Origin of the sequence: Exiguobacterium acetylicum (assembly GCF_019890935.1) — a bacterium.
GTDB lineage: Bacteria > Bacillota > Bacilli > Exiguobacteriales > Exiguobacteriaceae > Exiguobacterium_A > Exiguobacterium_A abrahamii.
This window is the reverse complement of the sequence record NZ_CP082333.1, coordinates 1,600,843-1,623,548: the sequence shown is the minus strand read 5'-3', so window position 1 is coordinate 1,623,548 and position 22,706 is coordinate 1,600,843. Positions and strand designations below refer to the sequence as shown.

Here is a 22,706-nt window from a genome sequence, read left to right as displayed (position 1 = left end):
CTTCCCTTCTTTACATCTCCCGCAAGTACGGTTGCAAGAATAAGCGTAATCGTTTTTCGTAGTTATCCGGGTCCATCGTATACGTCTCGTCATGAACGGCATCACGAACCGGATACAATTGTTTTAATCCCGTTTTTGCTTGATACAGTTCATACATCATCCGGATTGGGACGAGTTCGTCCTTCATTCCGTGAATGAACATCGTCGGAACCCGACTCTTCGTTGCTTGACGGGTCACCGAGACGTCGCCATAAAAGAAATCTTGCTCGCCCTTGTTCCACATGCTCGCGACCGTCAGAGACGGCAGTGCCGGGTAACGGATCTGTTCGTCCGCGAGTAGACTGAACCAGTCGTCGAGTCGGGCGTAAGCTCCTTCAGCGACGATCGCCCGGACTTGGGTTGGTACGGTCTCGCCAGAAGCAAGTAAGACGGTCGCTGCGCCGACACCAAGTCCGTGATAGACGATCCGTATATCGTCTCCGTTTTCAGCAAGCAGGCGTTTCGTCCATTCCAAGACATCCAGTCGATCGAGCCAACCGTAGTTTCGGACGCCACCGCTTCGATCCTGCCCACGCCGTTCGATGAGTAAGACATTGAAATCAGCCTCATGGTAATAGCGGGCAAGCGCATAAACACCGGTCTGTGAAAACATCATCTCATCCGGGACGAGGAGGACTGTTTGTTTACTACCGTCAACCGGTAGATAACGCCCGAAGCGGACGATCCCGTCCTTCGACCATTGCTGCGTCTCGCTCGTTTGTTTAAACCATGTCTCGTCGTTCGTCACCTGTCCGTCCGTTCTTGTCGTCTTCAGAATCGGAGAAGCGTCCGACTGACCGATCAATGTTTCTTGCATCCGGTATCCATCATAGACGATGAACAATAGCAGACACGTGACGAGCAACACGATGCCGATTCCCCATTTGCGCATGTGCTTCGCTTCCTTTCCGACAGTGAGTCTTTCCTTATTCGTCGTCGGTTTTCACTTCCCCTGCTAACGGGGTCGAAAGGAACGATTGTTTATACCAGCGCTGTAAGGTATCGATATCCGTTCGTTCAAAATAGAGTGCGTTAAAGGCAGTATTGCCCCGCAGTTGAATCTCAATCCGGGCAATCTCCTTTGCTTCGAGCCAGCGGGAGACGGACCAGGTCAATTCCTCAATTTTCAGTCGCGGCGTATAGACGGTCTCTTTTTGAACCCATTGTTTGCGTAACATCAAGAGATCGTGGCCGGTGCCGAAACGGGTCTTTCGGTATCCGCTGCGCACAGCGAGATAATAGAACGGTAACCAAATGAACAGAAGTAAGATCAAGAAGCGCCAGGAAGAATCAAGGACGATGATGACGACACTGCTTAGTGCCGTAAACAACAGCGCATAACCGAGTAACGGCCAACGAACCCGGTAGCGAAAGCCGATCGGTGCGACTTCGTGCTGCGGATGGAACTGACGAAAGCGCGGCAGATATGTCGCTAGGAACGGATCAATCTCGTTCGTCCGGATGAACGGATGGAGCAACAGTCGCTCCTTTTCTCCAGTCGCCGAGATGATGTGCAGAGACAGGCTCGCTCGTCCAATCAACCGCTGAATCCAGCTTTCCTGAATGACGAGGGCTTGAATCTTATCGGCATGAAACGCGACCTCGGTCCGGTTCAACATTCCGTACCCGATCAATAATCGGTTGTGTTGCAAGACAGCACGGTAGGAACCGTATTTCAAGATATAGACGATGATCGAGCCGATATAGATGACGAGTAAGACGATTACGCCAAGCCCCGTCAAGACGAATAACGATAAATGCGCGAGCTCCGAGAACAGACGGTCGACATAACGTTCAATGAACTGATCGATGAATTGATAGGCGGTCCCGATCCCGACGAGCGCTAGTCCGACGCGTCCTGACAAGGCACCGGCTAATGCTAAATCGCGGACCGGGATCGTATAGGCGACTTCCGCCTGTTGTTCTTCGACGACGGGCTGTCCTTCGTTTTTGATCGACGACTTCAGTTCTTTCGCAAAATCAAGACGGATCCCCTTCAGTTCGACTTCCGGTGTTCCGCTCTCGGACGACGTCTCAACGGTCAACGTCGCAAGACGCAACAGTCGTTCGATGACGTTTTGCTGGATGCCGATCGACTCGATCCGTTTACGTTGCGTCGTCCGTTCACTTTTTTGGAAAATCCCTTTGCGGACCCGGATCGTCTCGGCATCAATCGTGAACGTATAGAAATACCAGGAGGCGATCCCGTATAAGAGAACGAACACAATCCCGACACTGATCCCGATCCACGTATAGGTGTTGATCTCGCCTTTGCGGATTGCATTAAAAATCAAGGCGGCGAATGGAATCAGGAGCGAGCGGATGATCGAGATACTCGACATCACGATGAACAGCGGGTGAACACGCCGGGTCATAACGATTCCTCCTCCCGCTCCTCGAGTTTCGCGAAGCGTTCGACTTGTGTGCGTAGCGCGTCTCCTTGCGCACGATCGAGTCGTGACAACGTGACGAAGCCGGATGCCGTTCGAATATCCAGTGTGATCAAATCATAGCGACGCAGGATCGGTCCCGTTTGGCTATCGATCAATTGCACCTTGACGAGCGGCACGGTGACTTCGCGGCGGAAAAAGATCCCGTTGCGGACGACGAGAAATTCCTCATCAATGCGATAACGCATATACTTCAAGCGAAGAACGGGTATGTAGACGATACGGGGAATGAAATAGATCAGCCAAAGCAGACCGACGATACCCATCCACCAGGGTGTCAGGTCGAGCCACATGACTTGGGTGATTGTCGTTCCGATTAAAATGACGGCGATCAAGCCGTGTAACGGCAACAATCCGAGCCGTTCTGCTCGAATCGATCGTTCAGGCAATGTATGCCATTGTACAGTAGACATCAAAAACACTTCCTTTCGTTTCCATTTACGGTTAAAAACGTCGCTTGGTTTCAGACAGCGGTTGACATTTTGTTTGATTTCATCGCATATATAGAAGTGAAGAACTGTAACACCAAGGAGGAACCATGTTAACTTTTGAAGAAAAACTACGAATTATCGAGACTTTCCCACAGCTCGTCCGCAAAGATGTCTCGCTAAAGCGCGTCAATTTCCAATTCCCGGACAGTCAGTATGAGAAGAAGAATCTCGTCTATCATTTGCATCCGAACGGAAACGGCTTCGTCTATGCCGCTGGTCTACCAGGTTATGAAACGGACGAAAAAGGATTCGTCAACATCCGTGAATTCTCAGAGCCTGCTTTAATTCTCTTATTAGAAGATGCAATCAAAGCACTCTCGACGGTCCAATCGGTCGAAACACTCGAAGAAACATGGGTCAACGATAATCAGTTTGAATTGACGTTGCTCAATGAAGACATCGACACGTGGCTCGTCTATGCTGGTGACCTTTTAGACGGTGCATTCAACTCGTATAAGGAAGCAGCGAACTATCTTGAAGAAGAAGGTTTCCGCCGTAAATAAGACAATGAGCGATCCGGTTAATCCGGGTCGCTCATTTTCATGACGAGACGATTCAGTGCCGCTTTAACGACGCGTAAGTCTTCTTCGTCGACGTCGAGTGTCCGGACGAGATCAAGCGGAACGGTCTCTGCTTGTTTCCGTAACGCACGACCGGCATCCGTCAAAAAGATCTGAATGTGCCGTTCGTCTTCCGGCTTACGGACGCGTCGCAACAGATCTGCTGCTTCGAGTTTCTTCAGTAACGGCGTCAACGTTCCCGAATCAAGATGGAGCCGTTCACCGATGGCTTTCAGCGATTGTCCCTCCTCTTCCCAGACGACGAGCATGACGAGATATTGCGGATACGTCAGACCAAGTGGTTCAAGTAACGGACGATAACGACGCGTGATCTCACGCGATATCGCATAAAACGGAAAACAGAGTTGTTCATCTAAGGCTAATGGGTTCATAAAAAAATTCCTCCTATCGTGAGCAAACGAGTTGCATTTCGATTTAAATTGTATACAATCTAATTGTAAGCTACTTATTTGAATCTAACAACGAAAGGGAGTTACACACATGAAACCAATGTTCACATCATCTGCAACAGCTGTCGGAGGTCGCGACGGACGCGTCGTATCGGAGGACGGAATCCTTGACGTCGCTCTCGCAATGCCGGTACCAGGATCGAAAAAACAAGCAACGAACCCAGAACAACTCTTTGCTGCAGGATATTCTGCTTGCTTCGACTCTGCTTTAAACATGGTCGCACGTAAACAAGGCATCAAACATGATGGCAGTGAAGTCACAGCACACGTGACATTAAACGAAGCAGCTGACGGATTCATGCTTTCTGTCGAACTCGATGTTCTCGTCCGCGGAATCTCGGAAGAAGCGGCAGCTGAACTCGCGAAAGTCGCGCATACGGTCTGCCCTTACTCGCGTGCAACTGCTGGAAACATCCAAGTCGACGTCTATACACGTACGACTGACGCAGAATAAGTGTAGCATTTCTAGCCAGCCTGAGGTTTACTCTTGGCTGGTTTTTATTTTTTATAATAAATTTCGGTAGTTGAAATAATTTTATTCTTGATTATGAACGGTTGCTCTCACGAAAAGAACAACCGCTCTTTTTTCATAGTTGATGAACCGATAAGATGACGAGTTCCCCGGATACGGTGACATAATAGGCATCCTCGAACCGATAGCGTTCATTGTGTTCTGCGTCATAGACGGTTACCATCGGTTCCGCATCGTCTCCGATCGCTTCGTGTAGATAAAAGCGTCCACGTAAGACACGTTCGAACGGCTCTTTATCGAGGAATCGGGCACCGTTGCGTAAGTTGATCACTTCATGATGGTGCTCGGACCGGTCATTGACGATGAAGATCGTCGACTCAACGTCATCGTACGTGAAGTCGAGCGGTTCATAGTCACTCCACTGAATCCGGGCAACCTCTTCGACACTCGCTTCCGTATCAATCCGGTAAAAGATTTCTTCGTTTAGACGATCGGTATAGGCACTAAAGATCAGATGCCCTTCCTGTTCCCCGAGATACTGGACGGTATCCCCTTCCCCTTCTAACTTCAATAAGGTTGCAAACGATAAGTGTTCAACACCGCGTTCGATTTCTTCAATCAAGGTCGGCAGTGGAGCGATCAACAGACTTTCCGAGTGGTCGATCGGATCTTCCGGTGAGATGACACCACTTTCAAGGGCGTCATAGAACGAGAACTCATCGAGCCGGGCGTTACAGACGATGTATTCCTTGTCTTCGAGCGTGACGAGAAAGAAATAGAGTTCCCGGTAATTCTCCGTCATCCCGTAGAGTCGTGGATCGCGAATCGTCTGCCGCGATTCATCCTTGACGTCATACAAAAACGCGGACGTCGTATCCGTCGTCTGCAAGAATACGAGATAGTTCTCGTTGAGCACCCAGTAGAGCGTCAAATCCCCTTCGACATAAAACGACGCAATCTGCTCCCGTTTACCGGACAAGAGATCGATGACGAGCACTTCCGTCTCCCCGCCCTGCTCTTGCGTATGTTCATTCAAACAATAGACCCTTCCGTGCCGCACGAACGGTCGGGTTGGTCCGTGATCCGTCAAGGCTTCTGGCGTTAGATCGACCTGTTCTTGATCTTCAAGATCATACCGGCTGATGTGATAACGGGCGTCATCGAGACGACGTCGAAAATAGATCGACGATGGGGTGACATGCAAGACATCCATATGATCGGCGGGTAAAGCACGGGCATCCACTATTTCCATGATTAATCTCCTCCCGGACACGTACTACTTGTCTTTTTCCCACGAATCGTACTGCTTCAAACAGGGTCTTGCTGTGCGTTTAACGAAGCAGAGTGCTACAATATGGCTAGATGACTACAGGATGAGGAAGGTGCGAAACGGTGCAATCACAAGATTTAAATACGATGATGCTCGAATATGTCAACGATAAGGAAGAATATGATGCCTACGCCGACAAGTTGAAGATGCTCTTGTCCGAGTTGCTCGACGCGGCAGGCATCAAATACCACTCGATCGTCGCCCGGACGAAGGACTCCGAGAGTCTGTATCAAAAAGTCTTACGGCAACCGAACAAATACCGTTCACTCAAGGACGTCCATGACTTGACCGGAATCCGGATCGTCACTTATTTCCATGACGACGTCCGGGAAGCGGCACGCATCATCGAGAATGAGTTCGCGATCGATCGCGATCAATCGGTCGATAAGTCGACCTTGCTCGATACGACGGAATTCGGTTATCTTTCGGTCCACTTCGTCGCTTCACTGAGCGATCAGCGGCTTGCACTGAGCGAGTATGGACGTTTTAAGGACTACACGGCTGAGATCCAGATCCGCTCGATCCTGCAACACGCGTGGGCGGAGATCGAACATGATCTTGGATATAAAAACCCGAACAGTGTCCCGGCAGAAGTCCGGCGCAGCTTCAGTCGGGTCGCAGGATTACTCGAGATCGCCGATCAGGAGTTCGTTAACATCAAGAAACAGTTGAAACAATTTGAAGACGAGACCGTTCAACAAATCTTGTCTGACCCCCATCAAGTCCGAATCACGGCAGATAACTTGAACTACTTCATCGATCACTCCCCGGTCATCAACGAGCTCGATAAACGACTCGTCACATCGCAGATGATGCTCGATTCCGATCAACAACTGATCAACGAACTGATTCGGATGTTCCATTATGTCGATATCCGGACGTACGGAGAGTTGATTGAAGCTGTGACGACGCACAGTCCGCTCGCCTTACGCTGTGCGAAGGTCATGCCGAATCCGTTCCTGCCTCGTCAAGGAATCGGCATCGCCTATATCTGCATGGCGCTGACGATCGCTGGCGAAGATACACACCGAATCGACTACTTCTTCCGCCGCTTCTACCCGGAACTGCGCAACGTCGAAGAGATCGTCGCCCAAGTCGCCCGCGTCGTCGAAACAGATGATTCAAGAGAAAAATATTGATTAAACTAAAATTTTTCACTATACTAAATCACGAGTGAAAGAAACTACGGTATAGAAAGAGTGAACGATACATGGCAACTACACTAGAAGTAGCACAACGCGATCAGTTGATCGTTGATACAGAAAAAGGATTACGGATGAACTACCGCGCGATCAAGAAGGACGTGCGTAGCATGTTCACGACGTACTTGACACGCAATGAGTTCTTCATCTTGAAGTCCCTTTGTGCGAACAGTCCGCAAATCGCCTCTGCCCTCTCGCAGGAGTTCCAATTCTCAGCGAGCATGATCACGGCATTAGCAGACGAATTGACGAAAAAAGAGTTGATCTCGCGTGAGCGAAGCGAACTCGATCGTCGTGTCGTCGAACTCCGCGCCACTCCAAAAGGCATCGAGCTCTATGAAAAACTCGAATCGATGAAGATGGATTACCTCGCAGACGTCTTCGAGGACTTCTCGGATCAGGAACTCGAACTGTTCCGGACGCTCTTGACGAAGCTTGAAAAAACAATCTAATCTGTTCAATCGAACGGATCCGGTCAGGACGACCGGGTCCGTTTTTTAATTTATTCAGGAGGAGGAAACACGATGTTTGATTTCGAATCGGTGCAACAGTTACGACAGACGGGGCAATATGAAGCAGCGAAGGCTGTCGTTCATCAGTATGTCGAGACGGCACCTAACGACCCGACCGTTCTCTATCAGATGGCGTGGTGTCATGATAGTCTCGGTGAGGAGCAGGCTGCTGTTCCCTATTACGAACAAGCCCTAGCGCTCGGTCTTGCAGGTGAGGACCGCTTACAGGCATATATCGGACTCGGCAGTACGTACCGTGTCATCGGTCAGTTCGAGGCAGCATCAGACGTGTTTCATCGTGCGCTCCGTGAGTTTCCGGACGCCCATGCCCTGCAAGCCTTCCTCGCGATGACGGAGTACAATCTCGGTCAAGCCGATCAGGCAGTCGGTCGGTTGCTGAAGAGTCTTGCTACGACGTCGTCGGACGCCTCGATCCAGACTTTTGACCGGGCAATCCGTTATTATGCCGATCATTTGGACGAGATCGTCAAAGAATGAACGGCAACGGTTGACGAGTGCTCGTTTTGCACAGCATAATGTAACAGCCAAGCGGACTCGCTTTTGGCAGGAAAGGAAGTTAAGGATGTCATCAAAAAAAGTATGGACAGTAGAAGGTTACGAAGAACAAGGACAAGAAAAACACGGCAAGGCAAGCAAGTCAGAGACCTATACGAATGAAGCCGATGCTAAGAAAGCTGCTAAAAAGATGGCGGATCAGAATGATCATCTCGACGTCTACGTCATTTATACGAGTACGGTAAACGGTAAAACAGAAGAACGATTCTTCAATTCGAACGGCAAGTATAGTGAAGAAGGCTTCGAGTGGTAATCTCTAATTTCATCTTAAGATTCACCGATAAAAACAACGGGTTCGTCTCTTCTTAAAAAGAAACGAACCCGTTGTTTTTTAATCATGAATTTGCCCTTCATACCAAAGCGGGATGTCCCGCTGAAAGCCAGCATGATCCTGCATGATTCGCTGAACGCGTCGTTGCATTGCTTGCATTCCGTCTACATCGAACCACTTCGCCCAGACGAGTGCTGAAAAGACGACCATCGCCATGTAAAGACTATACATTCGCCAAAAGTCGGACGGTACTTCGTTCTCGAAATACCCTTCAATCATGTGACGAGCAAATAGCGGACTCGTCTCGACCTGAAACAGACCACATTTGACGAAGTCATGCCACGGATCGCCATAATCATGGTTCCCGTAATCAAGGAAGGCGGAAAGATGCCCATCCTCGACAAGGAGATTATCGAGATGAACGTCATCATGTTGCAACCGGTTGGGACGTGTCTGAAGTAACGGAATCCGCTCGCTAATGAATCGATCAAGACGCTCAATCCATGTTGGCTCAAGCAACCCATCAATCGCTGCGCGGTAGCGGTCATGTTTCGCCTGGCAACGTTCGCTCCAAGACGTCATTTCGCTCGGTGCGGTGACGTCATGAATGCGTCTCAACGCTCGCCCTGTCTCCTGACCGAGTCGGGGTGCTAATTCCGGTGACTCCTCGAGTACGCTTCGAACGGTTTGTCCGGGTAGGTACGGATAGATGCCGTAAGCAGTCGTTGAGGTCCGGCCGGTCGCTAGCGGTAAGGCATGAGACAATCCCGCTTGTTTTGGAATCGCTAAAGCGGCTTCTCGTTCAAATTGACGACTAGACGGATCCGTCACGACCTTGACGATGTAGTGCGCTGTTGTCGTCTTGACGGACCAGACGGCTTGGCGCGATCGACCAGATAACTTTCTTTCGCTCTCAACGTGCGTGAGTAAGGGATGCAAAGGTAGCATGAAGACTCCTTTCTGACATCAAAAAGAGGACGCATCTTGCGTCCTCTTCGTCATGCCTGTGGAATGTAGCCAGCAATGATCTCAAGCAGATCGGCATACGCTGTCTCAAAATCGATGTTTTCAATCATATAATCATAATGATCGCGGTCTTTCCACGCTTCCTCGTAATCGACGAGTCGCGCTTCAAACTCCGGTGTATCCCCGCGCATCAACAGTCGTTCCTTCATCAAGTCGGGTGGAACCGAGACGAAAATCGTGATCACTTGGTCGCCAAACAAACGCTTGAAGTTCGCCGCCCCTTTCGGATCAATGTCCTTGATGACGATTTGATCCTGTTCGAGGACATCGACATACGCTTGACGCGGTGTCCCGTACCACGCTCGGTGGACGTGGGCGTATTCGATGAAGCCGTCGTCTTGGATCAATTGTTGGAACGTCTTGACGTCGACGAAATGATAGCTTGCTCCATCAATCTCCGTCGGTCGTTTCGGTCGGGTCGTGACCGACGGGATGAACCGGACGTGCGCGTATTCCGTCCGCAGACGTTTGATCAGGGAGGACTTTCCGCTGCCCGATCCACCAATCAAGAGAATGATTTTACCTGACATCGTTTTCCCCCTGTTGTTGTGTCGTGAAGTAACCTGTAAAGCGAAGAGCGAACTGTTCCAGTTCACTATCGACGACCGTTCCGTAAATCGGTCGGATGACGATTAAATAGCGTTCGTACGAGATGATCCGGGATGTCTCGTTTCGTGTCATCTGGACTTGTTCTTCCGGATAACTCTCGACGTAATACCAATCGACCGCAATTCGTTCATCGGATGGGGTCTCATAAATCCAGGTCACCGTCGTTCCATCCGCAGGAAGGGTGCTTTTCAAGGTGAAGCGCTGAATCTGCTTCAGTTCCCGTTTCGCTGACGCAAGTCCTGCCTGATAATCGGCAGGGCGCATCGGTGTCGTCGTCACTTGCTTCGGTTTTGGTTCCGGCAAGCGGGCAAAGCCAAGCTGAAGTCCGACGAATAAAGCGACGAGCGACAAACTGATGACGAATACGTATTCCTTGCGCATCCCTTCCTCCTCCTCATCCTTCGAGTGTATCGCGCATCCCTTTTGGATCATTAACGATGACGGCGTCGACGCCGATCCGCTGCATCTGCCGGACATCCTCGACTGTCTTCGGAGTGTAAACCCGGACCGTGACATCTTGCGCGTGAGCGAACGCGACGTCCGCTTCCGTCACCCGTCGATAATCGGGATGGATACCGGTCGCCCCAATTCGGAGGGCTTGTTCTTCCGGATGATAGATCGGATACGGATAGAGAATCGCCGTCTCGACGCTTGGGTCGAGCTTCCGGATCAAGGCAACCGAATAATGGTTGAACGAACTGAATAACAGCCGGTCAGTCGCGATGCCGTGTGCAGCGCAACGTTCCAGGACATACGCCTCAATCCCGTCATAGCGAATCGTATCCGTCTTCAGCTCGATGTTGAGCCGGAGCGTCGCTGGTGCGAGGATTGCGAGGACTTCGTCAAGCGTCGGAATCTTCGTCTTGATCGGTTCCCCTTTGAATCGTGCTCCAGCATCCAGCGCCTGCAATTCGGCAACCGTCATGTCGATGACGCGCCCCTTCCCGTTCGTCGTCCGGTTGACGGTCTCATCGTGAATGATGACACCGACGCCGTCCTTTGAGAAATGGACATCGAATTCGACCCCATCGACGTCGTCTTCGATCGCAGCAGCGATGGCTTCAAGCGTATTCTCCGGAAAACGGTCACTGACACCGCGGTGTGCGAACCACAACATCAGAGTGCCTCGACGACACGCGTGTATTTCTTCGTCAAGTAGTTGACGAGTGGTGCAACCGAGATCGATTGCCCCGTTGCTGCTTCGATCAGTTCAGCCGGTGTCTTCGATTTCCCGTGACGGTGGATATTTTCTTTCAGCCAGCCTTTGATTGGGGCAAGTGTTCCCGCTGCGATCAGACCATCGACGTTGTCGACGTCACGACGAAGCGCTTCGTTTAGCTGTGCCGCATAGACGAGACCGAGCGCGTAACTTGGGAAGTAACCGAACGAGCCACCTGACCAATGGACGTCCTGTAAGACGCCTTTTGCGTCACTCGGCACATCCACACCGAGATACTCTTTATAGAGACGGTTCCATTCTTGCGGGAGATCCTTGACTTCGAGCTCTTTCGTCATCAAGCGTTTTTCGAGCTCATAGCGGATGATGATATGAAGCGCATACGTCAATTCATCGGCTTCGATCCGAATCAGTGACGGTTTGACTTCATTGACCGCGGCATAGAATCGTTCGAACGGAACGTCAGCCAGTGATGGGATCGCTTGTTGTAAGCCATGATAGCGTGCTTCGAGGAAACCTTGGTTACGTCCGATGAAGTTCTCAAAGAACAACGATTGTGATTCGTGAATCCCCATCGAAGCGCCGTCACCGAGACCGAGTGAATCGAGTTCCGGTTCGATGCCTTGCTCATACGTCGCGTGTCCGGCTTCATGCATCGTGCCGAAGACAGAGTTTCGGTAGTCGTTCTCATCGTATTTCGTCGTGATGCGTGCGTCCTTCCGGTTGATCGTCGTCTGGAACGGATGGACCGTCTCATCTAAACGACCAGACGTGAAGTCATACCCGATATCGCGGAGCCATTCTTGGTTCAAGGCGATCTGTGTCTCGCGGTCCGCTGACCAATCAAGCGTCGGGAAGTCTTTTCCTTCGAGTTGACCGAGCAGACCGATGATCGCTTGGCGGAGTTCTGCGAACAACGGATCAAGTGTCGCGACCGTCATCCCCGGTTCATAATCATGGAGTAGTGCGTCATATGGATGCGCGTCATAGCCCCAGTACTCGACGAACTGGCGCTCCATCGCGACGATTTTCTCGAGGTATGGTTCGAACATCGACCAATCGTTTGCGTCCTTCGCTTTTTCCCAGACGCTCTCTGCTTCAGAGATCAACGTGATGAACGTTTGATACTCGGCTTCTGGAATCTTCGAGTCGCGATCGAATGCTTCTTTTGCTTTTGCGAACGAGATCGCTTCGATGCCCGTCAGCGTCTCTTGCTCCATTGCTGCTAGTAATTGTTGATATGTTTCGCCCGTCCGACGACGGAAGCTCTCCGTCGAGAGGAATCCGATCGACGCGGAACGGTTAGCTGCGCCTTGATCCGGCATGTATGTCCGCATATCCCAGTAAAGTAATGCGACGGCTTCTTCGTATGCGCGAAGACCATCGAAATGGTCGCGCCATTGTTGTGTCGTTGACATGATTAAAAACCCCCTTAAAGTATGTAACAGTGTAGCATTTTTAGCATATCACATAATGTTCAAAACTTTCACACACAAGCGATTTTTGAAACTTTTCCTGTCAGATGAGCGTATAATGGGTATAAGAAATGAAGGAGGAAAGGAAGTGACACCATTGAAAACTGACGCTGAGTTAGCGCAATTGATCCAATTGAAAGAAACAGGCTTCGTTTGTACGATCGAGCATCTTCCAAGTGAACTTGACTTAATCGGGACAGGACGAAGTGCGTTCGTCTTTCGCATCCGCGGCACGGATCGCGTCATCAAGAAATTTTACCCGTCGTTTCGAACGCTTGCAGATCTCGAAGGGAGCATCTACGCACAGCTGACTGATTTTCCGACGTACGCGCAAGTCTATGAATATGGTGCCGATTATATCGTGCTCGAATACATTGAAGGTCAAACGTTATTCGAATGTCTCGTCAGCGGGACGTTCATCCCGGAATCCGTCTTAACGACAGTCGATACGGCTTTAGCACAAGCACGATCCGTCGGTCTGAACCCGTCAGACATCCATTTACGCAATATTCTTTTGACCGCTAACGGAACACGGATCATCGACGTCGCTCGGTTCCGTCAAACGGAACCGTGTACACAATGGGATGATTTGAAGAAGGCGTATCATTATGTATATGCAAAACCGTTCTTCCCGAAAAAGTTGAGCGAGACGTTCCTTAATACGATTGCCGACGTCTATAAGGGACGATTATTCGAATCGATCCGAAAGACCGGTTAACGAAAAGACGCGCTGGATCTCTACAAAAGAGAATCAGCGCGCTTTTTGTATGTAGCCATAGAATCTAATAGGCAAATGACCTGTCTTAGTGATTTTTGGTTTGTAAACAATAAAATTATTTATACGGTCAGTGAAATAAAATCACTTCGAATAAACAAGTCGAAAAACGATCATACTGGCGACGGCTAAGAGACGTTCATTCGTGTCACAGTCAAAGACGAGTTGCGCCCCATGCCGTGACCCTGTTGCGATGCAATCGCCGTTTTGATAAACGCCGATTTTTCGCGTAAGCGTCGAGGACCGAATCTGATACTCCTGATCGGCATACGAGACGAGTAAGACCTCTTGCAGCTGCAGTTGTTGACGCAGTGCCGCATCGGTGCGAATCGTTCCGATATCGCGTCCGTCTTTGCGAATCACAAAATGTGTCGTATTACGGAGCCACTCCGTCTTCGTCTCTTTAATTTGTAATTGTTCCCCGTCTCCTTCGAACGTCACGTCGAGAAAAAATGATTCGAACTTTTCGAAGCGCGCAAGGATTGCCTGCCACCATGTGGCGTAACGTCGTGAGAACGTTAGCCATCGTTCATGCGCGAGAAAGACCGTATTCGTCTTTCGGCTCGCCCGGTCCGCTAAGCGAACGGACACTCCTTCATCTAGTCCGCGATAGCGTAAATCACGCCGGATTTGCCACCATTCGACTCCACCAATCACGAAAGCGACGCCTGCTACACCGAGTAATCCGTACAACTCACGTGGAGCGAGTTCACCTGTCATCAAATAATATCCAATCAATGCGAAAAAACATAAAACAATCAGTAGTAGACTCTGAACCATAAACCATTCACACCTCCACTTTCATTTTTCCATAAAGCGACAAAAAATTCCTCCTTTCCCGTAGAAAGGAGGAATAACTTATAGGGTTGCTGCGACTTCTTGTAAGTCATCCGCCGTCTCAGCAATCGCTTCTGCAATCTTACGCATGCCTTCGATCGTTCCGGCGACATCCTTCGTATCGGTCGATAGTTCATGAATTTGCCGCGAGACCGCATCCGTCTGTTCCGAAATCCGTGAGAAGGCACGGACGACTTGTTGCATCTCCGTCGTCGTTCGGACAACCGCCGTCTCCGTCGTTCCCATCCGCTCTGAGACGACGAGCATCTTTTGCGTGATTTCTTGGGCGATCCGCGACGTCTCGGCTGCCGACTGTTTACTCTCTTCAGCGAGTTTCCGAATTTCTTGCGCAACGACGGTAAACCCGCGCCCCATCTCCCCGGCACGTGCCGCTTCGATCGAGGCGTTCAAACTAAGAAGGTTCGTCTGATCAGAAATCGTCGTCACCATCCCGGCGATTCGCTCGATTTCCTGCGACAGACGAGACAGTTCAGCGACTTGTTCGGTCGTTCGTGATAAATCTGCGACAACCTCCTGGAAGCGTCGTGTCTCCTCTTCGACAAGCACAACACCGGCTTCTGCTTCACCGACCGCTTCTGTCAACTGAATCGAAATCGCGTCTGTCGTCGTCGAGACGTGTTTCGCGTGCCGTTCGATTTCTTGGAAGTTCGCTGACGACTCCTCACTCATCGCGGCAAGTTCTTCCGTTGATTTTTGAACGCCATCTCCGACGTGCCGTTTGGCTGTCGCGATCGCTTGACGCTCCTCATCGACTTGATCCTCATACATCGTCATGACGATCTGTTGTTCGAGGTTGAAGAGTTTCCCCGCTGCCCGCATGATCCGGACACGTTCGACTTCCGGCCAGTCACTGCTATCAATCTGTTCACTGAGGACGTTCCAGACTTTCTGGAAGGCAGCGATATACCATTTATTATGCAACCCGATTTGAACATGCCGTTCAGCAATCCGACGCCGGGCTTCGATGTAGTCCATCGTCACCTGACCATCGAACATTTGTAGGATGTGCCGAGCGAGAGTGCCTTTCAATCGTTCGAGCGTCGAATGCTGTTCAATCAAATGTCGGAGAGATGGAACACGAACCAGCTCCTCGTAGAACGCGTCGACCATGCTCGGCATCCAACGGGATACATCTTCGCGGATGACCCGGACAATTTGTAAATCGACTGCTTCTAGACCGATTAAACGTAATTGTTCATGTAAGGATGTCGGAACATTCAACACGACATGAGCGCGTTCGCCTTCGATGCGCGCATCGAAGGACGGTGATGCTGATTTCGCGAACCATTTCATATGCTTCTCTCCCTCATTCATAGATGGACTTCATTCTCTTTATCGTCATCTATAAATGACATTTGAATGGCTATCAATCGAAAATCCAACAATTTCATGTGGAACATCCCGTCATGATTGATATTTTTAATGTGCGACACTCCTTAATTTCTTCAGGCCTTCTAGATAAGCACCCTTCAAAAAATGGAAAATTTGACCGATACCTATATAACACTTCTCGCTTTTTAACTTAAGGAGGTCCGTTCAACTCATGTGGCGTTACTTCTCTTTCATCGTCTTTCCTGTATTCCTCGTTTTCTATGGTTGGATTCGTTTTGGACCTGCTGAAGAGTGGGCACACCTGATCGGAATCAACATCTTTCATATGATGGCGGGTCTGATTGCCGCCTATTGGATGATTCGCGCACGCATTGAACAGCGCAATCCACACCTCCGTTTTTTAAGTTTTTTGTTCGCGGGTCTTTTATTACACGTTCTTGGGAGTGGTCTATGGCTGTTCCTCCAATTGACAGACGGACGGGTCGATGCACCGATTGTTTCGACCATTCTTTGGTGTTCGTCTTATTTCAGCTATGTTTTAGCGCTAATCACGAAGATGCGTAGCATCGGATTGAACTTCACGAATAAGAACTACATCTTCAATTTGGTCGTGTTCATGACGACGGCTTTCGTCATGAGCGACTATTATTTATTGCAACCCTATTTTGAGATCCTGAATCCCTCGCTCGAGCGAACGATCTCCACCTTCGGATTTCTCATTGCTGATGTGTTACTCCTCTTTTTCAGTACGATTTTGTATTACCATATTCGTCATAATCAAGGAAAACCGCATCACCGTTTTCTCGTCGTTGGTTTTTTGTTCCAAGTGTGCGGCGATGTCATACTTACCGTCTTTACGTTTAACAATAGTCCGTTTCTTGAACATCTCGTCGATGTTTTCTGGATCATTGCGCTTCTGTCCATCGGGTGGAGTGGTCATTTAGAAGGAAGACAGCATCCGCAACAAGAACGGCTCTTTCGTTCTCAGCGAACGGTAACGGAACGCGATTTCATCTTGCCTTATGTCAGCATCGGTTTACTGACAGGGTTCGTCTTATCGACTTATGACTGGTACCTCAATATTCTATCGAGCGGTTGGCTGCTCTTGTTCTTTCTTGTTCTCGGTCGGCAAATCTTTACGTTACGGAGCAACAACCGCTTGCTAAACGAAGTCTCATTCATCGCTTACCACGATTCGCTGACACAGCTCGCGAATCGGCAACACTTCATCGAACGGCTTACGAACGACTTACCGCGTTCTTTTGCGGCCGTCTCGCTGGATTTACATCGTTTGACGATCGTCAATGATACGATGGGGCATGCGACGGGTGACCATGTCTTGATTGAGACGGCGAATCGACTTCGCCTCCTGCGCCACGATGACCTGGAGATCTACCGGGTCGGTGGGGACGAGTTCGCGCTCATCCTTCCATACGCGACAAACGATTCGTTGACCGCTCTGGAACAGTCTATAATACACCAATTCGAGCGCCCGTTCCGAATTCGCGGTTATTCGATTCAAGTCACCGTCCATGCTGGTAGTTGTCTCGTCGAAGACACTTCCTTGCACCAGAACATTCTTCCTTGTCTTGATACGGCACTTCTTCAAGCGAAACAACAAGGACCGATGCACTGCGTCCGGTATGATGAACGACTCCACCAATGGTTCAATCGGAAGATCCAGCTAGAAATGGATCTGCCGGCAGCGATCGAGAACGATCAATTCCAACTGGTCTATCAGCCAAAAGTCGATTTGATGACAAACCGTCCGATCGGTATGGAAGCACTCGTTCGCTGGCATCATCCAGTCTTTGGTTTGATTTCTCCCGTCGAATTCATCTCGATCGCTGAAGAGAGCGGTCACATCATCGCTCTTGGACGCTGGATTCTAAAGACGGCATGCCGCAGGACATTTGACTGGCATGAGCAAGGCTATCCGCTAATCGTCGCCGTCAACATCTCCGTTCCCCAGTTCAAGGATCAACATTTCCTAAACATGATTGAAGAGACCTTGTCTGAGACGAACTTATCTCCAGCTTATCTGGAACTCGAAATTACCGAGAGCGTCTTACAAGACGTCACAGATAGCAGCAAGATGTTACATTCGTTGCGCGATCAGGGAATTCACTGTGCCATCGATGACTTCGGAACCGGTTTCTCTTCTTTATCCATCCTGCATCAACTGCCAGTTCATGCGCTGAAGATTGATAAATCATTCGTCGACGATTGTCCGGAAACAACTGGTGGAGCTGCTTTACTCCCACATATCATCGCAATGGGACAAACGATTGGTCTGACGATGATCGCAGAAGGTGTCGAAAACGAGGCGCAGCACTCGTATCTTAAATCCGTCGGCTGTCACATCGGTCAGGGGTATTACTATGCGCGTCCTTTATCGGAAGAAGCTTTTTCTCTGTATTTGAAGGAACAGTTACCGTCAACCGAATCCAATCTCCCCTCCGCTCAATAAAGAAGACCCGTCTGCTTAGTAGATTGAACTACTAAGCAAAACGGGTCTTTCTGTTAGCTTGACGGCAAGGTCAACTTGACATCCTGAATCTGATATTGAGCAGAACGCAAGATCTCAAGCGTAAACGCCTCATCTGTGACGATCGTTCCCTCTTGAAAAGCAGCCGTCCGTGATTGAATATACCCACCAATCGTGTCGACCGCCTCTGCTTCAGTGAACCGAAGACCAAATCGTTCTTCAATTTCAACTAATAGGACAGTACCCGCTAAGCGGTACGAGCCGTCCGGCAACTGTTCGATTTCGGCTTGCTCCGCTTCATCGAATTCATCGCGGATGTCACCGACGATTTCCTCCAAAATATCCTCCATCGTGATCAAACCGGACGTCCCACCATACTCGTCGATGACGAGAGCGATGTGTGACCGTGTCTGCTTCATCTTCAAGAGTGTTTCTTGCAGCGGTGTCAATTCCGAGACGACCGGCAACGGTTTAAGGAACGATGCAAGTTCTCGTTCGTCTTGTACCGCGTGATGGGCGAGCACTTCCTTGACGTTGATATAACCACTAATCCGGTCCTTATCCGTTCCTTCACTGACCGGGTAACGCGTATACGGATTGTCAGACATCGTCTGTAATAGATTTTCCCAACTCATCTCGTCCGAAATGACCATCATGTTCATCCGTGGCACCATGATGTCGCGCGTAACACGCTCATCAAACGCAAAGACGTTTTGCATCAAAGCGAGTTCCGATTGATTGATCTCACCACTTTGAAAACTTTGTGCCATGATGATCTTCAACTCTTCTTCCGAATGGGCTTGTTCGTGACCGGCTGGTTTCACACCGAACGTCCGCAAGAGGACACGGGCCGAACCATTCATGATCCAGATGAACGGATACATGATCTTACCGAATACATAGAGTGAAGGAGCTAGCAGTAACGTCATCCGTTCCGCATACTGGATCGCGAGCGTCTTCGGTGCGAGCTCTCCGATGACGACGTGGAGAAACGTCACGAAAATGAAAGCGATACTGTATGAGAGAATCGTTGACAGCGCAACCGCGACACCGAGTTCATCAAAGACCGGTGTCAACAATTTCTCGACCGTCGGTTTCCCGAGTGCACCCAGACCAAGTGCAGTGATCGTGATACCGAGCTGACAGGCCGACAAGTAATAATCGAGATCTCCTGCGACCTTCTTCGCAAGTACTGCTCCCTTTTTTCCTTCTTGCACCATCTGGTCGAGACGTGACATCCGGACTTTGACGACAGCAAATTCCGAACCGACGAAAAACGCGGTCAAACCAATCAATACGACGAGCAACAACAAATTCAGTGTTAAGACGATGTCCAACTTGTATCCCCCTAAAAGCGGGGGATCACCTCCTTTTAATTTTAAACTGTACAGTATAACGTGACACTTGATAAGAGTGTACGATGCTTTTTCTTCAAACGCAACCAATATCACTTCGTTGAAGTTCAGACGACCATTAATCATGTACCTGTAATACTAGGTTTCTCTTATTTAGTTACCGGCTATATAAGAGCTATGCGCGTAAGAAACTTGAGATGAAGCTTTTACATTCATGAACATCTCGAACTTGAAAGACCAATTTGGGGAGAGGTAGTGCTTATTATGGAAAAGACAAACAGAGGCTTTTCGTCGCATTTCCGAGCGGAAGCGGACGGAGCAGGTCGTAACATCTCATGGAGCTCGATTTTTGCAGGTGTGGTATCATTTCTATCTTTATTGATCTTATTTAGTTTAATCGGTTCAGCGATCGGACTCGGCGTCACGGACGTCACGTCGAATAACCCATTCGATGGTGTTGGAACGGGCTTGATCATTTGGGCAATCCTTTCATTGCTCATCTCGCTGTTCGTTGCCGGATTCGTCTCCGGTGTGACGTCGGCACGTGCCGGTCTCGTCCACGGTTTCTTGACATGGTCGACGAGCGTCATCCTCTTGTTCGCTCTCTTGACGTTCACGACGGTCAATACGTTACAATCGGTCGGCTCACTACTCGGGACAGTCGGTGGTGCGGCTGGTAACGGTATCGGATCCGTTGCTTCAACAGCACAAGACGCTGCGACGAAAGGATTCGATTCGATTACGAAAAACGTGTCTCAAGTTGATACGAAAGAACTTGAAGGAAACGTCGACGAAATCTTAAAAGACACGGACATCAAAGAATTGCAGCCAGGTTACTTGCAGAACGAACTTGACGCTGTACAAGAAGACGTCACGGCTGCTGGTAAGGAAGCAATCACGAAACCAGAAAATTTCGATACGATCGTCCAGGATCTTGGTGATTCGTTGACAGCACGAGCTGAAAAAATCGAGAAATCGGTCGATGAAGATAAAATCGCTGATGCAGTCGCAAAAAACACCGATTTGACAGGTGCTGAAGCGGAAGAAGCGACACAAAATATCGTCGATGGTCTCAACACGGCAACAAAAGAAACGACGCAACAAATCGAAAACGCCAAACAAACGCTTGATGAGACATCGGCTGACCTCAAGAAAACGGTCCAAGATGTCCGCGAGCAAACGGAACAAGCGACACAAACAGCGTCAAAAGTTTCGATCTGGGCGTTCGTCGGACTGCTTCTGACACTCATCTTTACGTCATTCGCAGGAATCGTCGGCTCACGCGTCGCAACACGCGGTCGTGTCATGAATAAATAATGATTCTTCCTTAACTGATTCCGCCTTCGCGGAGTCAGTTTTTTTGTGCGGTAAGACAATCTGATTGACTCTATTTGAAATTTACTGTTACAGTGTTACCTAACGACCGTTAGGAAGGTGATTCATCTGAAAGCTCAACAATTGTTACAGACGAGCATCCATCATTTTGCCGCGCATGGCTATGAAGGGGCATCACTGCAAGAGATCGCGACAGAGGTCGGTATTAAAAAGCCATCGATCTATGCGCATTATAAAGGGAAGGACGACTTGTTCCTGCAAGCGACGACGTATGCCTTGCAAGAACAAAAGCGCCGCTTTGCGACGTATTTCACGAGTACGCGGCAGCAGCCGCTCGAGCAATCGCTGCACGGCTTCTTCGATTGGTTCATTTCGGAACAGCAAGACGATATCCTGATGCGATTCATCCTTCGGGCTGCCTATTTTCCACCGGAGAAGCTCGAACAAGAAATGACGGACCGTTTCAATCCGTTTTTTGATTCACTGCACGATCTATTGACGCGATTACTACGCGAACGAGACCGAACGGAACAGATTCTCTATTCGACGGATTACAAAAGTGCCGCTCTCGCCTATCTGACGGTTGCGGAAGGTACGCTGACGGAACTCGTCTACAACGGTGTCGACGCGTTTCACGCTCGACAGCAAGCTGTCTGGCCGATCGTCTGGCGCGGTATGTCAAAAACGATTTAATTCTATTGAGGTGAACTATGCAAAACAATACATTGATTTTAAGTACACTCCTGCTCAACTTATTCATCGCCTTTTTAGGTATCGGACTCGTCATTCCCGTCACACCGACGATCATGAACGAGTTGAACATCTCCGGGGCGACAGTCGGTTACATGGTTTCCGCCTTCGCCTTTGCGCAACTGATTCTTTCACCACTCGCGGGACGCGCCGTTGACAAGTACGGTCGTAAACCGATGATCATCATCGGTTTGTTCATCTTCAGCATGTCCGAGCTCTTATTCGGTCTCGGTCAAAGCGTCGAAGTCCTGTTCGCGTCAAGGATTCTCGGTGGTGTCAGTGCGGCTTTCATCATGCCAGCCGTCACGGCATTCATCGCTGACATCACGACGAACGAGACTCGTCCGAAAGCGCTCGGGTATATGTCTGCTGCCATCTCGACCGGTTTCATCATCGGACCGGGGATTGGTGGATTTCTCGCTGACCTCGGCTCGCGGACGCCGTTCTTCTTTGCTGCTGCGTTCGGTTTAACAGCGATGGTGTTATCCGTCTTTACGCTTAAAGAACCGAAACGTCACTACGAGACAACGACGGTCAAACAGCAGACCGGTTTCCGGAAAGTTTTCAGTCCGCTCTATTTCATCGCTTTTCTTGTCCTGTTGATTTCGTCGTTCGGTCTCGCCTCGTTCGAGTCGTTATTCGCCTTGTTCGTCGACCGGAAGTTCGGCTTCACAGCGAAGGACATTGCGCTCGCAATTTCTCTCGGTGCGATCGTCGGCGTCATCGTCCAAGTGGGACTGTTCGATCGTTTGACACGCTGGTTCGGTGAGATTCGTTTAATCCGGTACAGTTTGATCGGTTCGACACTGCTCGTCGTCTTGATGACGTTCGTGACGAACTATCTCTCGATCATTCTCGTGACGATGGTCGTCTTCGTCGGTTTTGACTTGATGCGCCCCGCTGTCACGACTTATCTTTCGAAAATTGCCGGAGATGAACAGGGATTCGTCGGCGGAATGAACTCGATGTTTACGAGCATCGGCAACATCCTCGGACCGATCGTTGGTGGACTACTCTTTGACGTCAATTTGAACTATCCGTTCTATTTCGCGACAGTCATGCTCGCAGTCGGCATTTTACTGACGTATTTCTGGCGTGCACCACGCGCTGAAGCCACCGAAGCAGATCGAATGTCTTCTTAAAAAACAGCCCC

Annotated in this window: 24 protein-coding genes; 11 read left to right on the top strand and 13 right to left on the bottom strand. The window is 49.7% G+C overall.

Annotated elements, in window-relative coordinates; translation table 11 throughout:
* Positions 1-10 precede the first annotated feature (10 nt).
* The 3 genes from K7G97_RS08445 to K7G97_RS08435 are packed head-to-tail and all read right to left on the bottom strand — an operon-like array spanning position 11 to position 2,902.
* Positions 11-931: an alpha/beta hydrolase gene (locus K7G97_RS08445; RefSeq protein WP_223040283.1), complete on the bottom strand. Its 921-nt coding sequence runs from the start codon at positions 929-931 to the stop codon at positions 11-13.
* Positions 932-965: 34 nt separating this feature from the next.
* Positions 966-2,414 carry a PH domain-containing protein gene (locus tag K7G97_RS08440; protein WP_223040282.1) on the bottom strand — a complete coding sequence of 483 codons (1,449 nt, stop codon included), beginning with the start codon at positions 2,412-2,414 and terminating at the stop codon, positions 966-968.
* On the bottom strand, positions 2,411-2,902 hold the full coding sequence (locus tag K7G97_RS08435; RefSeq protein WP_035408021.1) for a PH domain-containing protein: 492 nt from the start codon (positions 2,900-2,902) through the stop codon (positions 2,411-2,413). Before K7G97_RS08435 ends, K7G97_RS08440 begins: the two co-directional genes overlap by 4 nt.
* A gap of 125 nt (positions 2,903-3,027) precedes the next feature.
* On the opposite strand from K7G97_RS08435, the gene K7G97_RS08430 reads away from it, so the two are divergent.
* A complete protein-coding gene (locus tag K7G97_RS08430) occupies positions 3,028-3,483 on the top strand; it encodes a hypothetical protein (protein WP_023468294.1) in 456 nt (151 codons plus the stop codon).
* A 17-nt stretch (positions 3,484-3,500) separates the two neighbouring features.
* Here the strand turns inward: K7G97_RS08430 and K7G97_RS08425 are convergent, their stop codons facing one another.
* Positions 3,501-3,932, bottom strand: coding sequence for a MarR family winged helix-turn-helix transcriptional regulator (locus tag K7G97_RS08425; RefSeq protein WP_029341686.1), 432 nt, complete (start codon positions 3,930-3,932; stop codon positions 3,501-3,503).
* Between the two features lie 109 nt (positions 3,933-4,041).
* On the opposite strand from K7G97_RS08425, the gene K7G97_RS08420 reads away from it, so the two are divergent.
* A complete protein-coding gene (locus K7G97_RS08420; protein WP_023468292.1) occupies positions 4,042-4,464 on the top strand; it encodes an organic hydroperoxide resistance protein in 423 nt (140 codons plus the stop codon).
* 133 nt (positions 4,465-4,597) lie between these two features.
* Here the strand turns inward: K7G97_RS08420 and K7G97_RS08415 are convergent, their stop codons facing one another.
* The gene (locus tag K7G97_RS08415) at positions 4,598-5,734 is read right to left on the bottom strand and encodes a hypothetical protein (RefSeq protein WP_050677919.1); all 1,137 of its coding nucleotides are present in this window, start codon (positions 5,732-5,734) and stop codon (positions 4,598-4,600) included.
* Between the two features lie 140 nt (positions 5,735-5,874).
* Here K7G97_RS08415 and K7G97_RS08410 point away from each other — a divergent pair, with 140 nt between their 5' ends.
* The 4 genes from K7G97_RS08410 (at position 5,875) to K7G97_RS08395 (ending at position 8,355) form a co-directional block, all read left to right on the top strand.
* Positions 5,875-6,951, top strand: a complete 1,077-nt coding sequence (locus tag K7G97_RS08410; RefSeq protein WP_231681756.1) for a GTP pyrophosphokinase — start codon at positions 5,875-5,877, stop codon at positions 6,949-6,951.
* Positions 6,952-7,022: 71 nt separating this feature from the next.
* Complete coding sequence (locus K7G97_RS08405; RefSeq protein WP_023468290.1) at positions 7,023-7,466, top strand: MarR family winged helix-turn-helix transcriptional regulator; 444 nt, start codon at positions 7,023-7,025, stop codon at positions 7,464-7,466.
* 72 nt (positions 7,467-7,538) lie between these two features.
* Positions 7,539-8,024 (top strand): tetratricopeptide repeat protein, encoded by a 486-nt coding sequence (locus K7G97_RS08400; protein ID WP_223040281.1) that lies wholly within the window; start codon positions 7,539-7,541, stop codon positions 8,022-8,024.
* A gap of 85 nt (positions 8,025-8,109) precedes the next feature.
* Positions 8,110-8,355 carry a hypothetical protein gene (locus K7G97_RS08395; RefSeq protein ID WP_023468288.1) on the top strand — a complete coding sequence of 82 codons (246 nt, stop codon included), beginning with the start codon at positions 8,110-8,112 and terminating at the stop codon, positions 8,353-8,355.
* Positions 8,356-8,433: 78 nt separating this feature from the next.
* Here the strand turns inward: K7G97_RS08395 and K7G97_RS08390 are convergent, their stop codons facing one another.
* Genes K7G97_RS08390 through K7G97_RS08370 form a run of 5 tightly spaced genes read right to left on the bottom strand, consistent with a single transcriptional unit; the run spans position 8,434 to position 12,603 of the window.
* Positions 8,434-9,321 (bottom strand): phosphotransferase family protein, encoded by an 888-nt coding sequence (locus K7G97_RS08390; RefSeq protein ID WP_223040280.1) that lies wholly within the window; start codon positions 9,319-9,321, stop codon positions 8,434-8,436.
* A gap of 50 nt (positions 9,322-9,371) precedes the next feature.
* Positions 9,372-9,929, bottom strand: a complete 558-nt coding sequence (locus K7G97_RS08385) for a guanylate kinase (protein ID WP_029341679.1) — start codon at positions 9,927-9,929, stop codon at positions 9,372-9,374.
* On the bottom strand, positions 9,919-10,389 hold the full coding sequence (locus K7G97_RS08380) for a hypothetical protein (protein ID WP_023468285.1): 471 nt from the start codon (positions 10,387-10,389) through the stop codon (positions 9,919-9,921). The genes K7G97_RS08385 and K7G97_RS08380 overlap by 11 nt, the downstream gene beginning before the upstream one ends.
* Positions 10,390-10,402: 13 nt before the next feature.
* The gene (locus K7G97_RS08375; protein WP_251139631.1) at positions 10,403-11,125 is read right to left on the bottom strand and encodes a glycerophosphodiester phosphodiesterase; all 723 of its coding nucleotides are present in this window, start codon (positions 11,123-11,125) and stop codon (positions 10,403-10,405) included.
* The gene (locus K7G97_RS08370; RefSeq protein WP_195865074.1) at positions 11,125-12,603 is read right to left on the bottom strand and encodes a carboxypeptidase M32; all 1,479 of its coding nucleotides are present in this window, start codon (positions 12,601-12,603) and stop codon (positions 11,125-11,127) included. Before K7G97_RS08370 ends, K7G97_RS08375 begins: the two co-directional genes overlap by 1 nt.
* A 145-nt stretch (positions 12,604-12,748) precedes the next feature.
* Here K7G97_RS08370 and K7G97_RS08365 point away from each other — a divergent pair, with 145 nt between their 5' ends.
* On the top strand, positions 12,749-13,378 hold the full coding sequence (locus K7G97_RS08365; RefSeq protein ID WP_023468282.1) for a Lipopolysaccharide core heptose (II) kinase: 630 nt from the start codon (positions 12,749-12,751) through the stop codon (positions 13,376-13,378).
* Between the two features lie 141 nt (positions 13,379-13,519).
* On the opposite strand, the gene K7G97_RS08360 is transcribed toward K7G97_RS08365, so the two are convergent.
* Positions 13,520-14,215: a hypothetical protein gene (locus K7G97_RS08360; RefSeq protein ID WP_223040279.1), complete on the bottom strand. Its 696-nt coding sequence runs from the start codon at positions 14,213-14,215 to the stop codon at positions 13,520-13,522.
* A 78-nt stretch (positions 14,216-14,293) separates the two neighbouring features.
* A complete protein-coding gene (locus K7G97_RS08355; protein ID WP_223040278.1) occupies positions 14,294-15,586 on the bottom strand; it encodes a globin-coupled sensor protein in 1,293 nt (430 codons plus the stop codon).
* A 250-nt stretch (positions 15,587-15,836) separates the two neighbouring features.
* Between K7G97_RS08355 and K7G97_RS08350 the strand changes: the two genes are divergently transcribed.
* Positions 15,837-18,095 (top strand): putative bifunctional diguanylate cyclase/phosphodiesterase, encoded by a 2,259-nt coding sequence (locus K7G97_RS08350; RefSeq protein WP_223040277.1) that lies wholly within the window; start codon positions 15,837-15,839, stop codon positions 18,093-18,095.
* A gap of 53 nt (positions 18,096-18,148) precedes the next feature.
* On the opposite strand, the gene K7G97_RS08345 is transcribed toward K7G97_RS08350, so the two are convergent.
* Positions 18,149-19,450, bottom strand: a complete 1,302-nt coding sequence (locus K7G97_RS08345) for a hemolysin family protein (protein WP_223041962.1) — start codon at positions 19,448-19,450, stop codon at positions 18,149-18,151.
* A 282-nt stretch (positions 19,451-19,732) separates the two neighbouring features.
* Between K7G97_RS08345 and K7G97_RS08340 the strand changes: the two genes are divergently transcribed.
* From K7G97_RS08340 to K7G97_RS08330, 3 genes are all read left to right on the top strand, one after another.
* Positions 19,733-20,785 carry a YrzE family protein gene (locus K7G97_RS08340; RefSeq protein WP_035397417.1) on the top strand — a complete coding sequence of 351 codons (1,053 nt, stop codon included), beginning with the start codon at positions 19,733-19,735 and terminating at the stop codon, positions 20,783-20,785.
* A gap of 117 nt (positions 20,786-20,902) precedes the next feature.
* Positions 20,903-21,496, top strand: coding sequence for a TetR/AcrR family transcriptional regulator (locus K7G97_RS08335; protein WP_023468277.1), 594 nt, complete (start codon positions 20,903-20,905; stop codon positions 21,494-21,496).
* Between the two features lie 17 nt (positions 21,497-21,513).
* On the top strand, positions 21,514-22,695 hold the full coding sequence (locus tag K7G97_RS08330) for an MFS transporter (protein WP_223041961.1): 1,182 nt from the start codon (positions 21,514-21,516) through the stop codon (positions 22,693-22,695).
* The last annotated feature ends 11 nt before the right edge of the window (positions 22,696-22,706 follow it).

What these genes read in the sequence shown, in the direction of transcription:
- K7G97_RS08445 (WP_223040283.1), bottom strand. Translation starts at nt 931, where the DNA reads ATGCGCAAATGGGGAATCGGCATCGTGTTGCTCGTCACGTGTCTGCTA.
- K7G97_RS08440 (WP_223040282.1), bottom strand. Translation starts at nt 2,414, where the DNA reads ATGACCCGGCGTGTTCACCCGCTGTTCATCGTGATGTCGAGTATCTCG.
- K7G97_RS08435 (WP_035408021.1), bottom strand. Translation starts at nt 2,902, where the DNA reads ATGTCTACTGTACAATGGCATACATTGCCTGAACGATCGATTCGAGCA.
- K7G97_RS08430 (WP_023468294.1), top strand. Translation starts at nt 3,028, where the DNA reads ATGTTAACTTTTGAAGAAAAACTACGAATTATCGAGACTTTCCCACAG.
- K7G97_RS08425 (WP_029341686.1), bottom strand. Translation starts at nt 3,932, where the DNA reads ATGAACCCATTAGCCTTAGATGAACAACTCTGTTTTCCGTTTTATGCG.
- K7G97_RS08420 (WP_023468292.1), top strand. Translation starts at nt 4,042, where the DNA reads ATGAAACCAATGTTCACATCATCTGCAACAGCTGTCGGAGGTCGCGAC.
- K7G97_RS08415 (WP_050677919.1), bottom strand. Translation starts at nt 5,734, where the DNA reads ATGGAAATAGTGGATGCCCGTGCTTTACCCGCCGATCATATGGATGTC.
- K7G97_RS08405 (WP_023468290.1), top strand. Translation starts at nt 7,023, where the DNA reads ATGGCAACTACACTAGAAGTAGCACAACGCGATCAGTTGATCGTTGAT.
- K7G97_RS08400 (WP_223040281.1), top strand. Translation starts at nt 7,539, where the DNA reads ATGTTTGATTTCGAATCGGTGCAACAGTTACGACAGACGGGGCAATAT.
- K7G97_RS08395 (WP_023468288.1), top strand. Translation starts at nt 8,110, where the DNA reads ATGTCATCAAAAAAAGTATGGACAGTAGAAGGTTACGAAGAACAAGGA.
- K7G97_RS08390 (WP_223040280.1), bottom strand. Translation starts at nt 9,321, where the DNA reads ATGCTACCTTTGCATCCCTTACTCACGCACGTTGAGAGCGAAAGAAAG.
- K7G97_RS08385 (WP_029341679.1), bottom strand. Translation starts at nt 9,929, where the DNA reads ATGTCAGGTAAAATCATTCTCTTGATTGGTGGATCGGGCAGCGGAAAG.
- K7G97_RS08380 (WP_023468285.1), bottom strand. Translation starts at nt 10,389, where the DNA reads ATGCGCAAGGAATACGTATTCGTCATCAGTTTGTCGCTCGTCGCTTTA.
- K7G97_RS08375 (WP_251139631.1), bottom strand. Translation starts at nt 11,125, where the DNA reads ATGTTGTGGTTCGCACACCGCGGTGTCAGTGACCGTTTTCCGGAGAAT.
- K7G97_RS08370 (WP_195865074.1), bottom strand. Translation starts at nt 12,603, where the DNA reads ATGTCAACGACACAACAATGGCGCGACCATTTCGATGGTCTTCGCGCA.
- K7G97_RS08360 (WP_223040279.1), bottom strand. Translation starts at nt 14,215, where the DNA reads ATGGTTCAGAGTCTACTACTGATTGTTTTATGTTTTTTCGCATTGATT.
- K7G97_RS08355 (WP_223040278.1), bottom strand. Translation starts at nt 15,586, where the DNA reads ATGAAATGGTTCGCGAAATCAGCATCACCGTCCTTCGATGCGCGCATC.
- K7G97_RS08350 (WP_223040277.1), top strand. Translation starts at nt 15,837, where the DNA reads ATGTGGCGTTACTTCTCTTTCATCGTCTTTCCTGTATTCCTCGTTTTC.
- K7G97_RS08340 (WP_035397417.1), top strand. Translation starts at nt 19,733, where the DNA reads ATGGAAAAGACAAACAGAGGCTTTTCGTCGCATTTCCGAGCGGAAGCG.
- K7G97_RS08330 (WP_223041961.1), top strand. Translation starts at nt 21,514, where the DNA reads ATGCAAAACAATACATTGATTTTAAGTACACTCCTGCTCAACTTATTC.